This window comes from Polaromonas sp. (assembly GCF_035638815.1).
GTDB lineage: Bacteria > Pseudomonadota > Gammaproteobacteria > Burkholderiales > Burkholderiaceae_C > Polaromonas.
In genome coordinates, this window is sequence record NZ_DASQZG010000011.1 from 85,092 (window position 1) to 106,179 (window position 21,088).

Consider the following 21,088-nt stretch of genomic DNA (forward strand, 5'->3'; position numbering starts at 1 on the left):
TCTCCTTGTTGCATGAATTATGCACAACCGAGAGAACATGAGCAACTATTTTGTTGCGTTATTTTTCGTCGGGAACCTGATACGCGTGACGCAGCGTGAAATAAAAGCTGGCCCCCTCGCCAGGTTTGCTTTCGGCCCAGACGTGGCCCCCGTGCCGCTCGATGACGCGCTTGACCGTTGCAAGGCCTATGCCGTTGCCTACAAAGTCGCCTGGGGAATGCAGGCGTTCAAAGGTGCCAAACAGCTTGTGTGCAAAAGCCATGTCAAAACCGGCACCGTTGTCCTTGACATGAAAAACCGTTGTGCCCTTTGCGTCGACCACACAACCGATGTCAATTTTTGCAAGCGCCTGCCGGGAGCTGAATTTCCAGGCATTGCCAAGCAGGTTTTGCATCACAGCACCCAGCAGGCGCGGATCACCGTGGGCCCAAAGGTCATCCTGTATGCGGACCTCTACCCGGCGCTGCGGCTCTTTTTCCCGCAGGCTGTGCTCAATGGTGCGCGCAATGGCCGAGAAATCAGTCCGTTCGTATTTGATCTCCTCGCGTGAAAGATGGGCCAATGTCAACATGCCTTCAATCAAATCACCCATCTACTTGATGGCAAGGCCAATTCTTTGCAGGTAATGCTGGCCCTTTTCGCTGACCTTGTCTCCATCATGTTTGAGCAGCAACTGGCTGAAGCCATGAATGGTGTTAAGCGGTGAGCGCAGGTCATGTGAGACCGCGTAGGCAAAGGACTCCAGCTCGCTGTTGGCCGTTTCCAGCTCACCGGTGCGCTGCAACACCCGCGCCTCCAGGCTCGCGTTCAGCCTCAGGATTTCCTCCTGCTGCTTGCGGCGCTCCGTGATGTCGCGCGCCACAGCCACGTAGTGGGTAAAGCGGCCGGCGGTTGCGGCAATGGGGGCGATGTCAATGTCCAGCCAGATCGTGCTTCCACCCTTGGTGAGGCTGACCACTTGTGACCGGACAGGCTGCCACTTGCGGATGGCAGCGGTCACGCGGTCTGGCTCAGCGCCTACCGCCCTTCCCTCCCAGATAAATTCCGGCGACATGCCAATCGCTTCCGCCGGGGTGTATCCGGTGTGGCGCTCAAATGCATCGTTGACAAAAACAATCTTCGCCTTGGGCGCGTGAAACGGACCAGCTCTGGCAATGATGACGATGTCGTTTGACCGGGAAACCGCGGTCTCAAGCAGTTTCAGCTGCGCCTGCTCTTTACGGCGCTGGGTAATGTCCTGAAAGTACACCGCTGTGCCGCTCTCTGTGGGGTACACATGAAACACAAACCATGTTTTCAGCGGACGGTAATAGGCCTCAATACGCGCGGTGCGATGCTCCTTGACGGCGGCCCGGTATTCGCTCTCCACGTGCGTGCCGACCATCGCTGGAAATTGCTCCCACAGATTTTTGCCCTGCAAGTCGCCGCGCCCACGCTTGAGCATGCGCTCAGCCTGGCTGTTGACGAAGGTGAAGTTCCAGTCCTTGTCCAGCAGACTGAAGCCATCGGTAATGCTTTCCAGCGTGTCGCTCAGCCTGGCCTGCAGCGCCAGCGCGGCTGCCTCGGCTTCTTTTTGCGCTGTGATGTCCTGAAATGCACCTTGCAGCCGGATGATGTTTCCTGCTTCATCGCGCACGGCTTCGCCCAATGAACGCACCCAGATGCGCCGGCCGGTAATGGTGCTCTTGGGCAAAATAAATTCGTAGGGCGTGCCGTGCTCTGCGCAGGCCTCTACCAGGCGGCTCACGGTTGGCCTGTCCTCTGCATCAAAGTACCCGATACCCTCCTGCAGCGTGGGACGGTAGCCGGGCGGTGCATCGTGAACGCGGCAGTTTTCATCAGACCATGTCAGCTTGCGCTCGGGCAGGTCGATCGTCCAGCCGCCCAGGCGCGCCACCCTGCCGGCAATCCGCGTCATGAACAGGTCGCTCTCCAGCAGTTCATTGGCCTGCTTCAGCGCGTCGATGTCAGTGAGCGTGCCCAGCCACTGCGTTCTTTTGCCCGCAGCGTCATGCTGCGGAACAGCACGCCCCAGCATCCAGCGGTACACGCCGTCTGCACGGCGCAGGCGATGCTCAATCTCGCAGGGTTCATCCGCAACCAGGGCAGTGGCCCAGTGCCGGGAGGCACGCTGCAAGTCGTCGGGGTGCATCACGACGCTCCAACCCTGGCTCAAGCTGTCCGCCATGGAAAGGCCGGTGTAGTCCAGCCAGGTTTTGTTAAACCAGGTGTGCTGCCCATCCGCCTGCATGGTCCAGACGATGTGCGGCATGGCGTCTGTCAGCTGGCGAAACGTGGCTTCGCTGTTATCGGCTGCCTGACTTGTTTCTTCCTGCACACCCGGCATAAATTCACTTGTCCTTTTTTTCGCGACTTGAATACAGCGGGCAAGGGCCCCGCTCAAACCAGTTTAGCCGCGGCTGTTACAGGCTGTGAGTTTTTTTTGGTTTTGCGAGCCATGCGATTCAGCAAAATAGCGGCGTCCATAATGTGTCAATGAATCAGCCCATGCCCTCCCCGACACCGGCCCCGCAGGTGCTGGCCTTTGATGTTTTCGGCACCGTGGTCGATTGGTACAGCGGTATTGCCCGTGAGGCGCAGGCCCTGCGGCCAGATGTGGACGGTGGCGAGTTTGCGCTGGCGTGGCGTGCGGGTTACCAGCCTGCCATGCGCCGCGTGATGGCGGGCGAACTGGGGTGGACCCTGATTGACGATTTGCATCGCTTGATTCTGGACAGCCTTCTTGAGCGCTTTGGCATGACTGATTTGACCGAAGAACAAAAGCAGCACCTCAACAAGGCATGGCACCGGCTGGACCCATGGCCGGACGTTGTAGCCGGGCTCACGCGCCTGAAAACGCGCCACACCATCTGCACGCTGTCCAACGGCAACATCGGCCTGCTGACCAACATGGCCAAGCGCGCCGGCCTGCCGTGGGATTGCGTGTTGTCGGCTGAGGTGTTTCGGGCCTACAAGCCCGACCCGGCTACCTACCTTGGCGTGGCCAAGGTGTTTGCGCTGGAGCCCGCTCAGGTGATGCTTGTCGCCGCCCATCAGGAGGACCTGGCCGCTGCCCGCGCCTGCGGTCTGCAGACAGCCTACATTGAGAGGCCGGCCGAGTTTGGCCCACTCCAGCCGAAAGATGTGTCGCCCGACCGGGCCAACACCCGGCATGCCAAAGATTTTCTGGATCTGGCTACCCAGCTTGCTTGCTGAGCTTCCTCATACAAAATCACTACTATTTTTATAGCAGCTACCGCCCGTTATGAAGGGGCCTGAGCGTGATTTGACCAGCAAGCCCGAGCAAGACGCTCGCCCGGGCTTCAGGGCGTTTACCCGCGGCGGCGATCGTTACGCATCATGCGCTCGACATCGTCACGCAGCGTCTTCAGCTCGTTGCGCAAGGTGCGGTGCTCTTGCCTGGTCACCACGCCATCGGCTTTGAAGTTGACCTCGTGCTGGGCAATCTGGCGCTCGCGGCTGTGCAGTCGGCGCGCCTCGCGCTGGGTAATGCGGCCCGACCGCACACCTTCGTCGATACGCTGGCTGATCTGGTACTCACGGTTGTCAATACCAGGCGTGCTGCCAGGCTGGCGGCCAGCCCTGTCGTTGTTGGCCATCATGCGCTCGACGTCCGAGTTCAAGCCATCAAGCTCTGCGCGCAGTTGCTGACGCTCTTGCTGTGTTGCGTTGCCGTTGGACTTGAAGTAGGCCTCACGCGCGGCGATGTCGCGGTCACGCGCGTAGAGCGCCTGCGCTTCAGACGGCGTGATGTGGCCAGAATTCAGGCCCTGCTGAATGCGCGCACTGATGGCCTGCTGAGCGCGGTCCACGCCGGGGGTGCTGGTGTTTTGCGCCATCACCGGGGTTGCAGCCAAACCTGACATCAAAGCGGTTGCCAAAACGGAAGCTGTGAAAAATTTCGAGGTCATGGTGTTCTCCTGAGTTTCGTGGGATAACCAGCAGCACCGTGGGCAACTTGCGGTGGCTGAAAGGATTCAGTGTCGGCAAGCGGCAGTAGGAGCTGCACGCTGGATCGCAGCTTTTTCAAGGCGGCTTGTGTCATCCAGTGCCTGCATTGTTGGCATCGTGATGTGAAGCGTATGTAAGGCTTTGGTGGATTTACCGAACGTTTACTGCCTGCATGCACAGGTATCTGCATGTTTCTCGCTGGCAGGCTGGCGCTGTTGGCGAATGCCGCGTCTGCCCAGAGAATTGCGGCTCGTTGCGCGCGCGCTCTTCAAACGCTGGACTTGCTCAACTGGTCATAAGTGTCCACCTGAGGGCGAATTAACGTGACCAGCATGGCAACCCCGACGTACAGGCCCGCGAGCTGGGTGATTTCGATGAGTGTCTCCTCGTCAAAATGTGCTCTTGCCAACGCAAACTCGTTGTCGCTCACCTGCCGGCGCACCAGTGCGTCGACCAGTGCCATGGCGGCCAGCAGGGCCGGAGACCACAACGCGTCCGATGGTTGAGCCGCCCGCACGTCATTGATCTGCGCCTGGCTCAAACCCATGCGCGCAGAGATGGTCTGTACGTGGAGCGTGAACTCGTAGTCATTGCCTGTTGCCACGCATGTGCGCAGGATGATGGTCTCCCGCAGGTTCTTCGGCAGGACGCGCCTGTCCAGAAGCCCGGTCGGGCCAATCAGGCCGCTGTCCACCAGAAACCCGAACAGCCCCGTGTTGCGGGCGACACTCAGGAACAGATTGGGTGCGGGCATTCCGGGGGGCAACAACTTTGCCATGTGGCGGGCTACCGCGCCCTCCAGAGGTTCGGTCAGAGGACGGATACGGGCGGCTTGCATAAAAACACTCCTTTAATGGGTGGCCAATTGACAGGCGGATAGGCGCAATAGGCGGAATAGGCAGTCGTTTGCTTCTAAAACAGAAGCGTTTTCATTGTGGCCGGATTTGCTTCTAAAATCAAAGCAATCAGTCATGCGGGCGACAGGCCATGCTCGTGCTGTCCCCTGCACAGAAATCACCATGACCACTCGAACCACCAAAACCCTGGCCAATCCGTACAAGGACGGCATCAATGCTGCCATCGACCTCTTTCATCGGCGCTGGACGATGCGTATCCTGTGGGAGCTACGCGGCGGGGCGGTCAATTTCCGGACACTGCAAACTGCTTGCGCGGAGGTGTCGTCGTCTGTTCTGAATGTGCGGTTGACCGAACTCAGGGACGCCAACCTGGTGGAACATGCAAGCGGCGAAGGTTATTCCCTTGCTCCCTCAGGCCGGGAGTTGTTGGCCGCCATGGAGCCGCTGGTACTGTGGGCCGGGCGGTGGCAAAAGGCACGGCAAGCGTAGAGCTGGCTCGGGGGGCGCGCGCTTTCACCCTCCTTGGCCGCGGCGCAAGCAGAACGTTCCCCCGTCTTGCACAATGCCACCTTGGACACATTTAATCCAATAGCGACTGACACCCTGCAGTTGCAGGCCAATGGAAATTCAAGAAAATGTTGCGAACCCTCAAAGATCTGTTTGATTCCTTTTCCGGCGCCGCCCAGAGCCAGTCACCCGGGCAACTGACGCACGCACTCCAGCTGGGAACCGCCGTGCTGCTGGTAGACGTTATGCGCGCGGACACGTCCATGGGCGCGGCGGAGCGCAGCCGGGTCCTGGCCTCTCTGCGGGAAAAATTTGCGTTGGCTGATGACGAGCTCGCCAGATTGCTGGAGCTGGCCGAGGACACCGCCAAGACCAGCCACGACTATCACCGCTTTACCTCCAGCATGAACGAGCACTTCACCCAGCCGCAGAAAATCCAGGTGGTGGAATACATGTGGCAAGTGGCTTTTGCCGACGAACATCTGGACGCTCACGAGAACCACCTGATCAGCAAGATCGCAGGTTTGCTGCATGTGACGCACGGCGAGTACATAGGCGCGAAAATGCGCGCCAAGGAAGCAGCCGGACTGACCTGATCACCCGGGGCCGGGCAGGCTCCTTGCACTTGCCAGGTCATGCAGGGATACCGAGCGCAAAAAGGTCACCATGGCGCTTTCGAGCTCGAGATGCCAGTCGCTCGCCACGCGTTGACTTCGGGACCCGTCATGGACATCGGATGGGTCGGTGACCATAGCTTCGGAATCATCGACCGCCAGCACGATGTCTGCCATGGTGATGTCCAGCGCACTGCGCGCCAGGCTGTATCCGCCGCCCGGCCCCCGGGTACTGCGCACCAGCCCGCGCTGACGCAGACGCGCAAACAAAAGCTCGAGATAGGACAGGGAGATTTTTTGCCTGGCGCTGATATGAACCAGGGCGACTGGCTTGCGGTCGGCGTACTGAGCCAGCTCCAGCATGGCCGCAACGGCAGTACGCCCTCTGGTGACAATTCGCATGGATGACTTTCGGGTGAGGTTGTTGTTGTTCAGAACTTCAGGGGGCGCATGACGTCAACATCGCTGACATACATCACCATCGCGTAGTTGTCGGAGTAGCGTTCACGCAGAGCTGTGCAAATGGCGTCGGCTGTCGCCACATCACACAGCACTTCCAGCCGGATGTTCGCTTGCGGCCCCCAGGTGGCGTCGCGCTTGCCACCGCTGCCCTTGCCGCGCGCGTCGGTGATGGTGTAGCCGCGCGCACCAAGCTGCTCCAACTCAAGGACAAGCGTGTCCTCGATTGCTGCCTCGGTCACGATGGTCACAAGTTTTCGATTGGTCAGTTCCATGGTTTCAGACTCCCAATGGGGGAAGCGACTGGGCAAGCCGGTGGTAAAGCGGAATCCCAACGATCAGGTTGAACGGGAAAGTGATGCCGAGCGCGGCGCCTATGGACAGCGCCGGATTGGCTTGCGGAACAGCGATGCGCATCGCCGCAGGAGCGGCGATGTACGAGGCACTGGCATACAGCGTGGCCAGCAAAGTCAATCCACCCACGGACAGGCCAAGCCACCAGCCGGTGAGCAGACCAAGACCAGCCGCCAGCAGAGGCATGAAGACAGCAAATGCGATCAGGAAAATTCCGGCGCGGCGCGGCTCCCCAAAACGCCGGGCAACCACCAGACCCATCTCCAGCAAAAAGAAGGCGAGTACGCCTTTGAAGAGGTCAAAAAACAGGCGGTCCAGCGGCGCAATGCCACCGGCGCCGGCCACCCAGCCAATCACCAGGCCACCCACCAGCAGGATGATGCTTTTACCGGCAAACACCTCGTGCAATACCTGCTTCCAGGGTGTGTTGCTTTCACCGCGTCGCGCCAGCAGCACGCCGATCACAAGGGCCGGAAACTCAAGCAGCACCAGAAACACCACCATGTAGCCCTCTGCCACTTCACCAAGGCGCGCGAGGTAGGCCGCGCCCACAGCAAAGGTCACCACACTCACCGAGCCATAGTGTGCGGCGATGGATCCGGCATCGGCGCGACCAAGGCGCCCCAGCCGACGGAGCACCGGGTAGGCCACCAGTGGAATCAGTGCGCCCACGCCAACGACCACCAGAGCTGGTACTGCCAGCTCTGGCAGGGAGTAGCGTGCCAGCTCAACCCCACCCTTGAGTCCGATCGCGAGCAGCAAAAATATGCTCAAGGACTCATACAGAACGCCCGGGATTTTGAGGTCTGAACGCACGAATCCGGCCAGAGCGCCCAGCACAAAAAACAGAATCACCGGTTCAAAGACAGACATCAGAAGCGCTCAACAGGGAAAGCATCACCGCACCAACAAGACAGGTGCACGGGCCAGATGCACAAGCCGATAGGCCACGGAGCCCAGTAACAGGGATTCGGTAGCCGTCAAACCGCGGGAGCCGATTGCAATGCCACGGCTTTCCAGCGCATCGGCCAGGTTTGCGATCTCTGGCGCGCCCTCTCCCATGAGGACATGCAGGCGCCAGGAAATCGACGCCGCGTCAAGCGCCTGCCGCGCCTGCGCCGTCACTTGCCAGCCACGCCGTGCCAGTTCAGCCTCGGCGGCCTCCTTGTTCAGCCAGGGCTGGACATGCACCAGATCGACCCCGGCGCCCTGATCCCCTGCCGCCAGACTCGCGACCATCGTGACTGCGCGCAGGGAGCACGCCGAACCATCGACCGCCACCAGCCAGCGCGGAGGACCAGACGCCTGACCGTCCCCGTCGCCGTGCCAGGACACGGCGACGAGCCGACCCAGATCGTCCCGCCGCTCGTGGTCCGGGGTGGGCATGGCACCGGGCACTTCAACATGAGTCATGAATCACTCCTTGCAGGTTGCCGCGGCGACAACTTCAAACTCAGCACCACGGAGACAAGAATGATCGACCCGACGATGGCGAGAGACCACTGTACGGGCATGTGGACCCAGGGCATGGCCAGCATCTTGCCGCCGATAAAGACCAGCACCAGTGCGAGGCCGTACTTGAGCAAATGAAAGCGCTCGGCCATGTCGGCCAGCAAAAAGTACAGCGCCCGCAAGCCCATGATGGCAAAAATATTGGACGTGAAAACAATGAACGGATCGGTCGTGACCGCAAAAATCGCCGGGATGCTGTCTACGGCAAAGACCAGGTCGCTGGCTTCAATCATCATGAGCACCAGAAACATCGGCGTGGCGTAGCGCAGACCATCAATGCGCACAAAGAATTTTTCACCGTGGAACCCGGGTGTGATCCGCATGTGGCCGCGCAGCCAGCGCAGCAAGGGATTTTTCTCCAGGTCGGGTTTTTGATCAGCCATGACAAGCATCTTCACGCCGGTGATGACCAAGAACGCGCCGAACACGTAGAGAATCCAGGCAAATTCCGAAACCAGCCATACGCCTGCCATGATCATTCCGGCGCGCATGACGATGGCACCAATCACGCCGTACAACAAGACACGGCGCTGCAGTTCAGGTGGCACCGCGAAGTAGGTGAAGATCATCACGAACACAAACATGTTGTCCACCGACAAGGTCTGCTCGATCAGATAGCCGGTAAAAAACTCCAGCGCCTTGCGGTTTGCAACCTCGCGGCCCGCAGTACCGTCCAGGTACCACCACAACAGCACCCCAAAACTGACGGCCAGCAGCACCCAGGCCACCACCCAGCTGCCGGCTTCTTTCACCGATACCCGGTGCGCCTTGTTGCCTCCAAGGACAAACAGGTCAAGTGCCAGCATGGCAACTACAAAAACCAAAAATCCAGCCCACATGGGCCCGGTCGCAAAAGATTCGATATTGGTCATAAATTTGCCTGCAACTGCAGGTCAGGTCGAAATGCCAGATAAAAGGGGATAGTTAGGTCCGGTGCAGCCGAAGGGAGCGCAGATTTCATACGAACCACGCCAGCGCCCCGGCAACCACGCCGCCGGTGCCGCAGACGGCCAGCAGTTGTGCATCTCGCTGGTTTTTTGCGACAAATTCCCGCCATGCGGTCCAGAGAAACAAAATTCCCAGTGATGCGAATGCAAGACTGACTTCAGTCATGGTGTCTCCACCGTCTGCATTCCGAGTTGCGCGCCCCAGTGTTCGAGTGCGGCCAGCAACACAACCGATTCGCTGTCCGCAACATAGGTGTCGGCTTCCACCACCGCAACGCACAGACGAATGACCTTGCTCTGCAACTCGGGGGCGTCGATTTCCTTCATCAGGGCTTCCAGCATGTCGGGGTCTACGCGGCAAGCAGTCCCCCAGCTCGCATGGGCTGCGGCCAAAAGGTCCTCGCAAAGGGAATGAACCGTTGCATGAAACCCGTCCTTGTCCAGCCCGAGCTGTTCATGCGCGTTGATCCGGTCCCGGGTATCGAGTTCTTCCTTGCATATGTTGCCGTCAGCAAGCATGGCGAGCGCCACAATGCGGGCGGCAGCATGGGGACTGTTTTGTGGATAGCTTCTCATCGGTGGACTCCTTTTTCAGAGTGGAGGTTCAGTCAAAAATGTCGCTTAACCATGACTTCTTGCGCCGGGGGTAGTAGCCCGAGCTGGGCCGGTGATCGGAGTCAGCGAAGTCTTCGCGTGCAGCAGTCGCCATCGGACGCGCTGGCGCGGTGGCGGGTGTGGTTGCACTTGACAGGGCGATCAGTTTGTCGAGCTCGCCGCGATCAAGCCACACTCCCCGACATTGCGCGCAGTGGTCAATTTCAACGCCCTGTCTCTCGGTCATGAGCAGGACGGAATCGGGACAAGTCGGACATTTCATGGAAAGCCTCCAAAAGGTTAAACAGGGAAAAATGCTGAAAGTTTCAGGATCGCGACGGTTGCGCCATCCGCTCAGCAGAACTCAGGCGGCGATGCGACTCACCCGCGATGGCGGGGACGCGAACCCGCTGGTCCTTTGCCCGGCCCCAGTGCCGCAGCAATGACACAACAGCGCGGGACAAGGCGCTTTGCAGCGCTACACGCCAGTGACGCGCCATAGAGGTCACAACAACCGGGGCCATGCCTTCAGCAACCAGTTCGACCTGGCAACGCTTGTCGATCCCACCGCGCCCGGCGTTGACATCGGTCAGTTGCACGCGCGCACGTGGCACCAGCCAGGTCAACCGCCGCAAGGCTAGACGCACGCGGCGTACCGCCACCTCGCGCATTTGGGCGGCTTGCGGGTCGCGGGATTCAAAGATCACTTGCATAACTGACTCCTTGCGGTTGAACAGGACGCAACGATAGGGGTTTGTCACATATATAAAAAGAAGATAATTAAGTACTAACACTTCGGAAAAAACTGACAATGAATCCAGCCTTTAATTACCGGCACCTGTATTACTTCTGGGTAGTAGCCAAGGAGGGGGGTATGGCGCGGGCCGCTGAACGGCTTGACATGGCTGTGCAAACCGTTAGCGCGCAAGTGCGTGAACTAGAGCGATCACTCGGCCATGCGCTGCTTAAACCAGCCGGACGCGGGGTGGTATTGACTGAAGCGGGGCTGGCCGCGATGCGCCAGGCCGAGCACATCTTCCAGCTCGGTGAGCAACTCCCGGAACTGGTACGGGATGCGGTCGGATCTCCCACGGTGCGCCTGGTTGTTGGTATTTCGGATGCGTTGCCCAAGCTGGCGGTGAGTCACCTGATGCAGCCGGTTACCCAGGAGGCAACGCTGCGGCTGCTGTGTCATGTGGACGAGTTTGAGGACCTGCTGGGCGACCTTGCGTTGCACCGGCTGGATGTGGTTCTTGCTGACCGGCAGGCCCCCGCCAATCCCAATCTAAAGGTGTATAGCCACGACCTCGGTTCCAGCAGAGTGGCGTGGTACGCCCCGCCTGCACTCTACGCAGCCGCGCGACGCGGGTTTCCCCAGTCCCTGGGCAAAGTGCCAGTGTTGCTGCCTACCGAGCAGGCTGCAGTGCGCCCGCGGCTGGAGCACTGGTTCGAGCGTATGGGCATACAGCCGCGCGTGGTGGGCGAGTTTGAGGACAGCGCTTTGCTCAAGACTTTTGGCGCCGCGGGCATGGGCGTGTTCCCGATGGCGGAGTTGGTAAACGACGATCTCACAGCACGGTATGGGGTAAAGCGCCTGGGTGCCTGCGAGGGCGTGGAGGAACATTTTTTTGCGATTGGGGCGCACAAGAAGGTTTTGCATCCCCTGGTGCAAAGACTGCTCACGCCCGTGGGTTAGTGCCGTATTGCAGGGCTGATTCGCCAACGCCCCGCTTCGGGTATCAAAAGAAAAGACCAACGCGCCCAGTATTCATGGACACACTGTGCTATCAAATAAGGAGCTATTCTTGTCCGGAGACTGACTCGGGTTTTCACGCCCGGCGCATGGATTTTTCTTTGGGCAGCGAGTTCAACGCCTTTCCCGCGCGCTGACTGACTTTGACCGTGGGTCGCTTGCCGGAGCTGACCCACTCGTCATAAAAATCAATTTTGCTGTCAAGCAGCTGGAGCGCAAGTTGCCACTCGTCAATCATGTTTTGAACCTCAGCCCGATGTGCCGACAACAGCGCCTGGCGCTGCCGGAGCGAGGCACTTCCCTGCTTGACCAGTGCGGTGTACTCCCGCATTTCTGCAATCGACATACCGGTGCGGCGCAAACGGTCCATCAAGTCCAGCCAGCTGAGGTGCAGCTCGCTGTACACCCGACGGCCTCCTTCGTTACGCAGCACGCCGGGAATCAGCCCTTGCGCCTCGTACCAGCGAATGGTGTGAACGCTGCGCCCGGTTCGCTCGGCGAGTTCGCCAATCAGAAACTGTTGAGTCATCGACTGACTTTATAAACTTCCTGTCAAGTCCGCAAGCTGCGGCGTCTCCAGTGCGGTGGCCACCAGCTGGGTATCCAGGTACTCCATCAGGTTTTTCATCTTGCCGCCCTCCATCTGGCAGACATAGCAATAGATATTGTTGTAGTCCTTGCCTGCCCGGGTAGTGACCTTGCCTTCGCATTCCATAACCACCATATCGCCTTCTGCAATGATGCGGCGCAGGGTGTTGGTGTACGGCGTCGCAAATTGCGCAAACAGCGGTTTCAGCAACTCGCTGACGACGGCCTGCTTGCCGGTGTAGGTACGCGACCAGGGCGTGCTGCCAGGAATGGTCCAGCAAAAGTCGTCAGCCATGGCGGCTACAAACGGCTGGCCATTGCCCTTGGCCAGCTCGGCCATCACGCTTTGCATCAATTGCTTGTTGGTGGCGGCTGAATAGACAGCTGGAGTCATTGTTGGGGTGCTTGCAGAAGTCATGATGTGGTCTTTCCTGAATGGCTTTTGATCAATGAAGCCGGGTGTTTACCGGTCTCCTGCATCGATTAAAAGTGCTCGAGTGCACTCCAGATCAAGGTCTTTGATGAAAAGTCCGGCACCCCCGCGAGCCATCAGGCCGTAAAGGTGTGTAAAGCTGCCAACCCGTGCAGGTGCGCAGGCGTTGGGCATGGGCAAAATGCCTGTTCAGGAGATCTTCATGCGCCCGCCCCACTCTTTAGCCACCGCCGCAATACTTTTCATGGCCGTGGCCTGCAGCCCCGTACTGGCGCAATCCGATCCCAATACCGCGGCGGCCTGGCGGGCCACTTCGCGACTGGGGTACGGTCCCACAACAGCCAGTGCCCATGCCGCGCAGGCTGGCGCCAGAAACTGGGCGCTGGAACAGGTGGAAGCCGCCCATGCCGCCAGCCAGCGGGCGCCTGCCATTCCGCAGGATCTGTTGCGTTTCAACGACCCGCTCACCACGATTGGCCGCAACTACCAGGCTGAGCGCGAGGCACGCCGTACCCTGCGCGAGCGGGTGGCCAATGCCCCGCCCATGACGGCCGCCACGCCACGCGCGGACATTGAGGGCTTCAGCCGAGAAATGCAGCAGTCTGCCGTCGCCTGGCGTCTCATGGCCTGTAGCGACCCGTCGATGGAAAACGCGCTGCTGGCGCGCATGACCGAGTTCTGGTTTAACCACCTCAACGTTTTTGTAGGCAAAGGCACCGTGCGACCCTTTGTGGGTCACTACGTGATCAACGTCATACGCGCCAACGCCATGGGCAAGTTTGAGGACATGCTGCTGGCCAGTGCACAACATCCGGCCATGCTGTTTTATCTGGACCAGGCACAAAGCAATGTGCGCGGCTTGAACGAAAACTACGCCCGCGAGCTGATGGAACTGCACACCCTGGGCGTGGACGCTGGCTACACACAAAACGATGTGCGAGAGCTGGCACGCATTCTTACCGGCTGGTCAGTGGGCCTTCAGCAGGGCGAACCCTTCCGCTTTGCACCGCGTTTGCACGACAACGGCGACAAGGTCTTGCTGGGCCGCACCTTCCGCAGCAATGGCGTAACCGAAGGCGAAGAAGCCATCCGCATGCTGGCGCGTCACCCGGCCACGGCCAAACGCATCGCGCTGCGGCTGGCCACCACTTTTGTTGCCGACAAACCGCCACAGGCCCTGGTGGACAGGCTGGCCGCAACCTTTACCCAGACCCAAGGCGACATCCGGATGGTGATGCGCGCGCTGGTCGAATCCCCCGATTTCTGGCGCGCAGAAAACACACTGTTCAAAACCCCGCTGGACTTTGCATGCTCAGCGCTGATCGCTGGCGGTGGCGCTAGAGAGCGGCGCGAGATCCAGTACACCTTGAGCTTTTTATCCCAGGCTGGCCAGCCCATGCACGGGTGGCAAACACCCGACGGCTACAAAACCGACGCGGCAACCTGGTTGGCGCCTGAGGCACTGACCCGCCGCGCAGACTTTGCCATGACGCTGGGAACACGTATCGGGGAGCCCAGCTATCTGTTGCCGTTTTTGAGCAGCGCGAGCCGGGACCGTATCGTCCAGGAGCCGCCCGCCCTTCGCGCAGGGTTGATGCTGGCCAGCCCCGACTTCATGAGCAAATAAATCAGGAGGTCCCGCGATGGAACCACATATCTCTCGTCGCCATCTTTTGCTGGGCACCGGGCTGTCCCTGGCGGGCGCCTCCGGTTCAAGCGTCTGGGCGCAGAATGCGCCCCCCGGGGCCAGGCGGCAGGACGCAGGCCGTCTGGTGGTTGTGTTGCTGCGGGGCGCCTATGACGGGCTTTCGGCTTTTGTGCCGTATGCGGATGCCGATTACTACAGCATGCGTCCCGGCATCGCCATTGCGGCGCCTGATGGCAGCATGCAGACCGCACTCAAGCTGGACAACACCTTTGCCCTTCACCCGGCCCTTGCACCATTGATGCCGATGTGGCAGCAAGGCGTGTTTGGGTTTGTGCCGGCAGCAGGCCTGCCCGCGCCCAACCGCTCACACTTCGACGCGCAATACCAGATGGAAATTGCACAGAGCGGAAAAACCAGTGCCTCGCCGGGCTGGCTCAACAAGGTAGCCGCGTTGCACAGCCCGTCGGCCACATCGGCACTGGGTGTGGGCGAAGCCAACCCTGCCATCCTGGCCGGACAGGCGGTCGTGAAACTGATCCCGCGCGGCCAAGCCGCCCAGCGCACCGGCGTGCTGGCCAACGACCGCACACGTCAGGCCTTGCTGGACCTGTACGCCGGCAATGACAAGGTGTCCGAAGCGTTTCGACAGGGCGCTGGCAGCCGCATGCAAAGCGCGCAGGAACTCACTGCAGAAAAAGCCGCTGCCGACAACCGGCGCGACATGGCCATGCGTGAAGCAAGTGCGCTGGACCGTGATGGCACACCTGCTTCCGTGCAGGCCCAAAATGCGCAGATGCTGGCCGCGAGCAATGGCGCGAGTGACCCGGTGGGACTGCAACTGGATGCCCAACATCTGGGCACGCTGATGCGCAACGACCGCAAGCTGCGCATCGGGTTTTTATCCGCCGGCGGATGGGACACCCATGCCAACCAGGGCAACCTGACCGGCCAGCTGGCCAACAACCTGAGCAACCTGGGCCGGGGTCTGGCGCAATTGCTGCAGTACTTCTCAGAGCCCGACGACGTGATTGTGGTGTTGAGCGAGTTTGGCCGCACGGCGGCTGAAAACGGCACCAGGGGCACCGACCACGGTTTTGGCAATGCCATGTGGCTGATCGGCAACCGCATCAACGGCGGCCGCTGGCACGGTGCATGGACCGGTCTGTCACGCGGCAACCTCAATGAAGCCAGGGACCTGCCCGCGCATCACGACTACCGCGCGGTACTGGCGCAAGTGCTGCGCGCAACCTTTTTGCTGCCCGAGTCTGCGCTGGCCCAGGTACTGCCAGGAACCACATGGGATTCGCGGCTGGACGGGGTCATGCGCAAGGCCTGAGGCAGGCGTTGCGCACGCGCCTCCGATACGGCTTACTTCCGGATGCCGACGGCCGCGCGCAACTTCTCGATTTGCTCGTTGGTCGGGATGATGAAAGCAAATTTTGGGCTGAGATCGAGAGCGATCGCCAGCGGCTCCGATGGGGATGCAAGCTTCTGAAACGCTGATGCAGCTTTCTTGATCGTCGCGTCCGGCACACTGGGGTGCACGTACAAACCGAATCCAAGACTTGTGTTTTTGGTGGGAATGGAAATCAGCCGGGTTTGGTGGACCTTCTCGGTGCGGCCGGCAAGGCCCTTGGTGCTGGCTTTCACCGCCATGCTCTCGCGCGTGGCGACCCCCACCCAGCCCTGCTCGTCCCACTCATAGGCGGCGCGGGCAATGAGGCCCTGCTGACCCACAGCCACCTGGGCCGGGATGGGGTCCACGCGCGCGCACAGCCCCTCGGTCTTCACAATCTCAAACTCCACCCCGCCTACGGTGCCCATGCATTTGGTGCGTTTCAACTTGTCGAGCACCGCCAGTTGATCTGCCTCACTCAAGCTTTTTAACAGCACCACGTTGCCGTCTTTTGGCGCACCGGCAACGGCATCCGTGATGGCCAGCACAGCGGGCTGGACCAGTTCGTTGTTGACCACAACGGGTTTGTAGCCACTCAGGAGTCCGAACACCGGATTGCTGTAAATCCAGCAATAAGGCGCGCGGCCCGACGAGGTGACTTCGTCAATATGTTTGATCGAATACAGTGGCGCAGTCGGCAGGCCGGTACTGGTGATAAAGGTGCGCATTTCCTGCTCGGCCACGGCGCGCTGATAAGCCGCCTCTCCGCGGAAAACCTGGGGATTCAAATACGCGCCGCCTTCACAAGTCTGCGAGCTTGCTGCGGCAGTCTGCGCGTGGACGGCAGGGGCCAGGGTGGCGGCGGCGAGTGCCAGCGCGGCACCAAGCAAATGGGAGTTAAACATTGAGGCCCTTTAGACGGTGATAGACAACAAGAAGGTGTGGGCAGTCTGGGGCCCGTGTAACAGATTGTGAGTCTGCGTTTTGCCTCGCACAAGTGGCGTTTATCCCGAACTCCCAGGGAAATACGTGCCTATAAGCAGATGTTGTCAACCATCAGGGCGCACCGATTTGAGGCAGCAGCCTTCGCTGCGCTGTTCCACCATTGGCAGAGGTAAGCGCCGGTCCCGCAGCTTGAAAAGTCGGACTCAGCCCTGCATCAGTTCCCAGAGCCGGGATGGGGACAGCGGCATTTGTAACCTGGAGGACTGCCTTCCCATGGCATGACGCGCCAGCGCGTCGGCAACCGCGTTCACAACCGTGGGGCCGGCCCCAATGGTGCCCAGCTCACCGACACCCTTGACACCGAGCGGATTGTTCCGGCACGGTGTTGACTGATCCATTTCCGTTTTGAATTCAGGCGTGTCTTGGGCGCGGGGCGCGGCATAGTCCATCAGGCTGCCGGTGATGGGTTGACCGGTTTCACGGTCGTATACCAGGTGCTCGCACAGCGCCTGGCCTATGCCCTGCACCGCACCGCCATCGAGCTGGCCGCGCACGATCATGGGATTGACCACACGGCCCACATCATTGACAGATGAATAAGCGACGACGGCTACGTGCCCGGTCTGGGGGTCGAGCTCCACCTCGCTGATGTGGCAACCGTTGGGCCAGGTGGGTCCGGCCACCGTGGTGGTGGAATCCACAAAAATGCGTTGATCACCCTGCCGGCCCGCCAGCTCAAAAAGACCGATGCGCAAGTCTGTGCCCGCAACCGTGAAGCTGCCATCGGCATAGGCGATGTCGTGCTCCGAGGCTTCGAGTTCTTTAGCTGCCAGTTGTTTGCCCAATGTTATGGTTTTGTCAGCGCCAGCTCTTACCGCTGAGCCGCCCGTGAACAGCGAGCGTGAACCCGCACTGCCAAAGCCGTTGCCCCGATCGGTGTCTCCCATCACCACCCGCACCTGTTCAATGGGCACGCCAAACGCATCAACGACCAATTGCGCCAGGGCTGTTGCAATGCCCTGACCCATGCCGTTGACGGCTGTGAAAACTTCGATGATGCCGTCGGCCTGAACAGTGACGGAGACAGTCTCTTCCAGCACGTTGCCGCCTGTCCACTCCAGGAAAGTAGCAATACCAAGGCCGCGCAACTGTCCGCGCATCGCTGACTCGGCAGCGCGCGCTCCAAAACCGTCCCAATCCGCCAGCACCAAGGCCTGATTCATCACCGACTCAAAGTTGCCGGTGTCATACACCTGGCCCATGGGATTTTTGTAGGGCATTTGCGCGGGCTGAATAAAGTTGCGCCGGCGCAGCTCAATGCGATCCATACCGATCTGCCGCGCGGCTTCGTCCATCAGCCGCTCCATCGTGAAGATGGCTTCGGGCCGGCCTGCCCCGCGGTAGGCACTGGTCGGCGCGGTGTTGGTCAGCACGGCCTTGAAGTGAAAATCAATCGTCTGAATGTCGTACACGCTGGTCTGCACCCAGGGGCCAATCAACAACTGAATGGCCACACCGGCGCCCGTGGCGTAAGCACCCACGTTGGCCAGAGAGGCCAGACGCAGGGCAAGAATTTTTCCGGTCTCGTCCAGCGCAAGTTCGGCATGGCTTTGCACGTCGCGACCGTGCGTGCTGGAGACAAACTCCTCACTGCGGTCTGACACCCATTTCACGGGGCGCTGCAATGCCCGCGAGCAATACGCAACTGCAATGTCCTCCGGGTACACGCTGGTTTTCATGCCAAAGCCGCCACCCACGTCACCCACCACCACACGCACAGCGTCAACGTCCAGACCCAGAGCGTCACAAACCGACCCGCGCACACCGGTTGGCATTTGTGTGCTCATGCGTATCGTCAGGCGCTGTGAGGTCTTGTCAACATCGGCCAGCACAGAGCGTGGCTCCAGGCTGAGCGCATGCAGGCGCTGGTTGATGATGTCCAGCGTCACCACGTGGCGGGCTTTGGCGAAAGCTGCAACCGTGGCGTCCACGCGGCCGTAACGCGTTTCGCACGCAATGTTGTCGGGCGCCTGATCGCACAGCGTGCCGGCACCCGGCGCAATCGCATCATTCATGTCAACAACCATGGGCAGCTCGTCATAGTCCACCACCACGGCCTCGGCGGCGTCACGCGCCTGTTGCAAAGTCTGGGCCACCACAGCAACAACGGCCTCACCTACAAAACGCACGCGCTCGTGAGCCAGTACGCGCCGCACCGGGCTGGCCACCGGGCTACCGTCGGCGCGTGTAAAGCCGCTGGAGCCGGGGATGGGCTTGACACCTGCCGCGACAAGATCGGCACCAGTCACAACTTGCAGCACACCCGGCAACGCCAGGGCCGCCGACACATCGACGGAAACAATGCGAGCGTGCGGATAGGGCGAACGCACGAAAAACATATGGGTTTGCCCTTCTGCGGTCACGTCATCGGCAAAGCGCCCAACTCCGGCCAGCAAGGCATCGTCTTCCAGGCGCCTGACGGCCTGACCACTGCCAAAGCGGGAAGAGTGAACGGATGTGGATTGGGTCTGGATCACAAATCGCCTTTTGAAGAGGACAGGCTGGGAGCGGTCGCCTGTTCGAGCTGAGAGGCTCACTATAAAGGCATCAAAAGACCCATGCTGCAAAGGGCGTGAAGAACCTGCAAGGCTTGCCGGGGCGATGGCCGACAATCAGGCCATGCCACTACCTCCGCCACCCATTCGCCGTCAAAGCAAAGCCAACAACGAACTGCTGTTTAAGGGCCTGTTGTGCGCCCTCATTGGGCTTGCCGTCCTGATTTCGCCTTACTTCATCACCTCACCCGGCATGCAGGGCATCGTTGCAGGCGCCTCGCTGGTCGGGTGGTTTGCGCTGGTCCTGGGCATTGCCTTCATCGGCGTCTACGCCCGGCGTCGACTCTCCGGAAAAAACTGATCGGTCGCCGGGCTAACCCGGACATCCCCGTCTTCTGCTACGTTTTTTGTAGCTAAACACCCAACGTTTCTCAGGCGGTGCAGTCTTTTCTTTCCGCAAACATTTGCAGGACGCCGTCCTACATGTCCGCAATGCATTGGATTGCGGCATTACTTCGGCTGCGCCCCCAGACTGGCTATGTGAACCCTCAAATCATCAGCACTCGTGTAACACCCAGGCCTGCTCTGCCTGCATTAACAGAAGACCTCATGACGCTGAAAGCCTACATCGTGGAAGACAACGCGGTCATCCGGGACAACCTGGTCGAGACCCTTGGTGAGGTGTTGGGTGTAGAGACAGTAGGACATTCCTCAACCGAGAGCGACGCCTGTCGCTGGCTGGACCAGCATCCCAAAGACTGGGACATGCTGATCCTGGATCTCTTTCTTGCGCAGGGCACGGGGCTGGGGGTTTTACAGAAATGTGGCCACCATCGCAAAAATCAGCGGGTTGTCGTGCTCTCGAACTATGCGACAGAGGAAGTTCGCAAGCGCTGCCTTGTCAACGGCGCCGACGCCGTGTTTGACAAGTCAACAGAGATCGACTTGTTTCTTCAGTACTGCAGTCACTGAATCAGCTCCCGGCGCAGCAGCTAACAGAGCCGCTCACGCCTCCGGACGCGGAACTTTTTTGAATTTGATCAGACGTTTGAGTTCGATGGCGTCTTTTTTGACCTGACGCTCGGCATCCAGCGTCTGCCCCGCCTTAAGCCAGGTCGCAAATTCCTCAGGTGTTTCCAGCGTCGCGCGGCCCAGGCCTGAATTGCGAAAATCGTGAATCACAATTTCCGCAGCTTTTTGCAGATTGATGCGGCCCTTGCCGAGCAGTGCACCGCGTTTACGGCCGATTTCCTCCAGCAGTTGTTCGTCTTTCATGCCCGGAGCGATCTGCAGGGAGTACCTGGCCTCCACCGCCGCAGGGTAGTGCTGAATCAGATAATCCAGCAACTCCAACGCGACCTCTTCTTCATTAAATGCGTTGCGGCCAATGGCTCCACTGGCCGCCAGGTTGTAACCGCTTTTCGCCACAATGATTCTTGGCCACAACATGCCCGGGGTGTCGTACAGATAAAAATCGTCAGCAAGCGAAATGCGTTGCTCCAGTTTGGTGATGCCCGCTTCATCGCCGGTTTTGGCGGCGCGTTTGCCGGTCAGGGTGTTGATCAGGGTGGACTTGCCCACGTTGGGAATGCCGCAGATCAGAACACGCATGGGCTTGACCATTCCGCCGCGCAGGGGCGCCAGCTCGCGGCAGGCGCTGATCAATCGGCGCGAGGGCGCGGTTTCACTGGCATCCAGACCAATCGCCCGTGTGTCGGGCAGGCTGTTGTAATGCGCCAGCCACAGCGCGGTGCGGGAGGGATCAGCCAGATCCTGCTTGTTGAGTACCTTCAGGGCCGGCCGGCTGCCTGTTAGCTCGGCCAGCATTGGGTTGGCGCTGGAGCCGGGCAGCCGCGCGTCCAGCAGCTCGATCACAACGTCGGTGTCCTTGATGCGCTCGCTGATGGCTTTTTTGGTCAGGTTCATGTGACCGGGGAACCACTGGATTGCCATC

General features: G+C 60.1%; 26 protein-coding genes. 8 read left to right on the top strand and 18 right to left on the bottom strand.

Features of this window, described 5'->3' with window-relative positions; genetic code table 11:
* Positions 1 to 58: 58 nt before the first annotated feature.
* Positions 59 to 592 carry a sensor histidine kinase gene (locus VE934_RS06310; protein WP_324885468.1) on the bottom strand — a complete coding sequence of 178 codons (534 nt, stop codon included), beginning with the start codon at positions 590 to 592 and terminating at the stop codon, positions 59 to 61.
* Positions 593 to 2,347 (bottom strand): PAS domain S-box protein, encoded by a 1,755-nt coding sequence (locus VE934_RS06315; protein WP_324885470.1) that lies wholly within the window; start codon positions 2,345 to 2,347, stop codon positions 593 to 595. It lies immediately after the preceding gene.
* 161 nt (positions 2,348 to 2,508) lie between these two features.
* On the opposite strand from VE934_RS06315, the gene VE934_RS06320 reads away from it, so the two are divergent.
* The gene (locus VE934_RS06320; protein ID WP_324885473.1) at positions 2,509 to 3,216 is read left to right on the top strand and encodes a haloacid dehalogenase type II; all 708 of its coding nucleotides are present in this window, start codon (positions 2,509 to 2,511) and stop codon (positions 3,214 to 3,216) included.
* Between the two features lie 116 nt (positions 3,217 to 3,332).
* Here the strand turns inward: VE934_RS06320 and VE934_RS06325 are convergent, their stop codons facing one another.
* Positions 3,333 to 3,932: a hypothetical protein gene (locus VE934_RS06325; RefSeq protein WP_324885475.1), complete on the bottom strand. Its 600-nt coding sequence runs from the start codon at positions 3,930 to 3,932 to the stop codon at positions 3,333 to 3,335.
* Between the two features lie 308 nt (positions 3,933 to 4,240).
* The gene (locus VE934_RS06330; protein ID WP_324885477.1) at positions 4,241 to 4,810 is read right to left on the bottom strand and encodes a carboxymuconolactone decarboxylase family protein; all 570 of its coding nucleotides are present in this window, start codon (positions 4,808 to 4,810) and stop codon (positions 4,241 to 4,243) included.
* Positions 4,811 to 4,991: 181 nt separating this feature from the next.
* Between VE934_RS06330 and VE934_RS06335 the strand changes: the two genes are divergently transcribed.
* Both VE934_RS06335 and VE934_RS06340 read left to right on the top strand, forming a co-directional pair.
* Positions 4,992 to 5,318, top strand: a complete 327-nt coding sequence (locus VE934_RS06335) for a helix-turn-helix domain-containing protein (RefSeq protein WP_324885479.1) — start codon at positions 4,992 to 4,994, stop codon at positions 5,316 to 5,318.
* Between the two features lie 146 nt (positions 5,319 to 5,464).
* Positions 5,465 to 5,932: a TerB family tellurite resistance protein gene (locus tag VE934_RS06340; protein ID WP_324885481.1), complete on the top strand. Its 468-nt coding sequence runs from the start codon at positions 5,465 to 5,467 to the stop codon at positions 5,930 to 5,932.
* Here the strand turns inward: VE934_RS06340 and VE934_RS06345 are convergent, their stop codons facing one another.
* The 9 genes from VE934_RS06345 to VE934_RS06385 form a co-directional block, all read right to left on the bottom strand.
* A complete protein-coding gene (locus tag VE934_RS06345; RefSeq protein WP_324885483.1) occupies positions 5,933 to 6,352 on the bottom strand; it encodes an Rrf2 family transcriptional regulator in 420 nt (139 codons plus the stop codon).
* A 29-nt stretch (positions 6,353 to 6,381) separates the two neighbouring features.
* Positions 6,382 to 6,684 carry a P-II family nitrogen regulator gene (locus VE934_RS06350; RefSeq protein ID WP_324885485.1) on the bottom strand — a complete coding sequence of 101 codons (303 nt, stop codon included), beginning with the start codon at positions 6,682 to 6,684 and terminating at the stop codon, positions 6,382 to 6,384.
* Positions 6,685 to 6,688: 4 nt separating this feature from the next.
* A complete protein-coding gene (locus tag VE934_RS06355) occupies positions 6,689 to 7,636 on the bottom strand; it encodes a sodium-dependent bicarbonate transport family permease (RefSeq protein ID WP_324885487.1) in 948 nt (315 codons plus the stop codon).
* A 24-nt stretch (positions 7,637 to 7,660) separates the two neighbouring features.
* Entirely contained in the window at positions 7,661 to 8,176 is a 516-nt protein-coding gene (locus tag VE934_RS06360; RefSeq protein ID WP_324885489.1) for a universal stress protein, read from the bottom strand.
* Complete coding sequence (locus VE934_RS06365; RefSeq protein WP_324885491.1) at positions 8,173 to 9,147, bottom strand: TerC family protein; 975 nt, start codon at positions 9,145 to 9,147, stop codon at positions 8,173 to 8,175. Before VE934_RS06365 ends, VE934_RS06360 begins: the two co-directional genes overlap by 4 nt.
* Positions 9,148 to 9,232: 85 nt before the next feature.
* Positions 9,233 to 9,388 carry a hypothetical protein gene (locus VE934_RS06370; RefSeq protein ID WP_324885493.1) on the bottom strand — a complete coding sequence of 52 codons (156 nt, stop codon included), beginning with the start codon at positions 9,386 to 9,388 and terminating at the stop codon, positions 9,233 to 9,235.
* A complete protein-coding gene (locus VE934_RS06375; protein WP_324885495.1) occupies positions 9,385 to 9,798 on the bottom strand; it encodes a TerB family tellurite resistance protein in 414 nt (137 codons plus the stop codon). Before VE934_RS06375 ends, VE934_RS06370 begins: the two co-directional genes overlap by 4 nt.
* A 28-nt stretch (positions 9,799 to 9,826) precedes the next feature.
* Positions 9,827 to 10,099, bottom strand: a complete 273-nt coding sequence (locus VE934_RS06380; RefSeq protein WP_324885497.1) for a zf-TFIIB domain-containing protein — start codon at positions 10,097 to 10,099, stop codon at positions 9,827 to 9,829.
* 43 nt (positions 10,100 to 10,142) lie between these two features.
* Complete coding sequence (locus VE934_RS06385; RefSeq protein ID WP_324885499.1) at positions 10,143 to 10,529, bottom strand: HPF/RaiA family ribosome-associated protein; 387 nt, start codon at positions 10,527 to 10,529, stop codon at positions 10,143 to 10,145.
* Positions 10,530 to 10,627: 98 nt separating this feature from the next.
* On the opposite strand from VE934_RS06385, the gene VE934_RS06390 reads away from it, so the two are divergent.
* Positions 10,628 to 11,512, top strand: coding sequence for a LysR family transcriptional regulator (locus VE934_RS06390; RefSeq protein WP_324885501.1), 885 nt, complete (start codon positions 10,628 to 10,630; stop codon positions 11,510 to 11,512).
* 133 nt (positions 11,513 to 11,645) lie between these two features.
* On the opposite strand, the gene VE934_RS06395 is transcribed toward VE934_RS06390, so the two are convergent.
* Both VE934_RS06395 and VE934_RS06400 read right to left on the bottom strand, forming a co-directional pair.
* Positions 11,646 to 12,098 (bottom strand): MerR family transcriptional regulator, encoded by a 453-nt coding sequence (locus VE934_RS06395; protein ID WP_324885503.1) that lies wholly within the window; start codon positions 12,096 to 12,098, stop codon positions 11,646 to 11,648.
* A gap of 9 nt (positions 12,099 to 12,107) precedes the next feature.
* Positions 12,108 to 12,551 carry a nuclear transport factor 2 family protein gene (locus VE934_RS06400; RefSeq protein WP_324885505.1) on the bottom strand — a complete coding sequence of 148 codons (444 nt, stop codon included), beginning with the start codon at positions 12,549 to 12,551 and terminating at the stop codon, positions 12,108 to 12,110.
* 241 nt (positions 12,552 to 12,792) lie between these two features.
* On the opposite strand from VE934_RS06400, the gene VE934_RS06405 reads away from it, so the two are divergent.
* Together VE934_RS06405 and VE934_RS06410 are read left to right on the top strand one after the other, a co-directional pair.
* The gene (locus tag VE934_RS06405; protein WP_324885507.1) at positions 12,793 to 14,217 is read left to right on the top strand and encodes a DUF1800 domain-containing protein; all 1,425 of its coding nucleotides are present in this window, start codon (positions 12,793 to 12,795) and stop codon (positions 14,215 to 14,217) included.
* A 16-nt stretch (positions 14,218 to 14,233) separates the two neighbouring features.
* A complete protein-coding gene (locus VE934_RS06410; RefSeq protein ID WP_324885509.1) occupies positions 14,234 to 15,574 on the top strand; it encodes a DUF1501 domain-containing protein in 1,341 nt (446 codons plus the stop codon).
* Positions 15,575 to 15,606: 32 nt separating this feature from the next.
* Here VE934_RS06410 and VE934_RS06415 read toward each other — a convergent pair whose 3' ends face one another.
* Positions 15,607 to 16,539 (bottom strand): hypothetical protein, encoded by a 933-nt coding sequence (locus VE934_RS06415; RefSeq protein WP_324885511.1) that lies wholly within the window; start codon positions 16,537 to 16,539, stop codon positions 15,607 to 15,609.
* A gap of 243 nt (positions 16,540 to 16,782) precedes the next feature.
* Positions 16,783 to 19,116, bottom strand: coding sequence for a xanthine dehydrogenase family protein molybdopterin-binding subunit (locus VE934_RS06420; protein ID WP_324885513.1), 2,334 nt, complete (start codon positions 19,114 to 19,116; stop codon positions 16,783 to 16,785).
* Between the two features lie 142 nt (positions 19,117 to 19,258).
* Here VE934_RS06420 and VE934_RS06425 point away from each other — a divergent pair, with 142 nt between their 5' ends.
* Together VE934_RS06425 and VE934_RS06430 are read left to right on the top strand one after the other, a co-directional pair.
* Positions 19,259 to 19,495 carry a hypothetical protein gene (locus VE934_RS06425; protein WP_324885515.1) on the top strand — a complete coding sequence of 79 codons (237 nt, stop codon included), beginning with the start codon at positions 19,259 to 19,261 and terminating at the stop codon, positions 19,493 to 19,495.
* 248 nt (positions 19,496 to 19,743) lie between these two features.
* Positions 19,744 to 20,106 (top strand): response regulator, encoded by a 363-nt coding sequence (locus VE934_RS06430; RefSeq protein ID WP_324885517.1) that lies wholly within the window; start codon positions 19,744 to 19,746, stop codon positions 20,104 to 20,106.
* A 33-nt stretch (positions 20,107 to 20,139) separates the two neighbouring features.
* On the opposite strand, the gene ylqF is transcribed toward VE934_RS06430, so the two are convergent.
* A complete protein-coding gene (ylqF, locus tag VE934_RS06435) occupies positions 20,140 to 21,087 on the bottom strand; it encodes a ribosome biogenesis GTPase YlqF (RefSeq protein WP_324885519.1) in 948 nt (315 codons plus the stop codon).
* Position 21,088 lies beyond the last annotated feature (1 nt).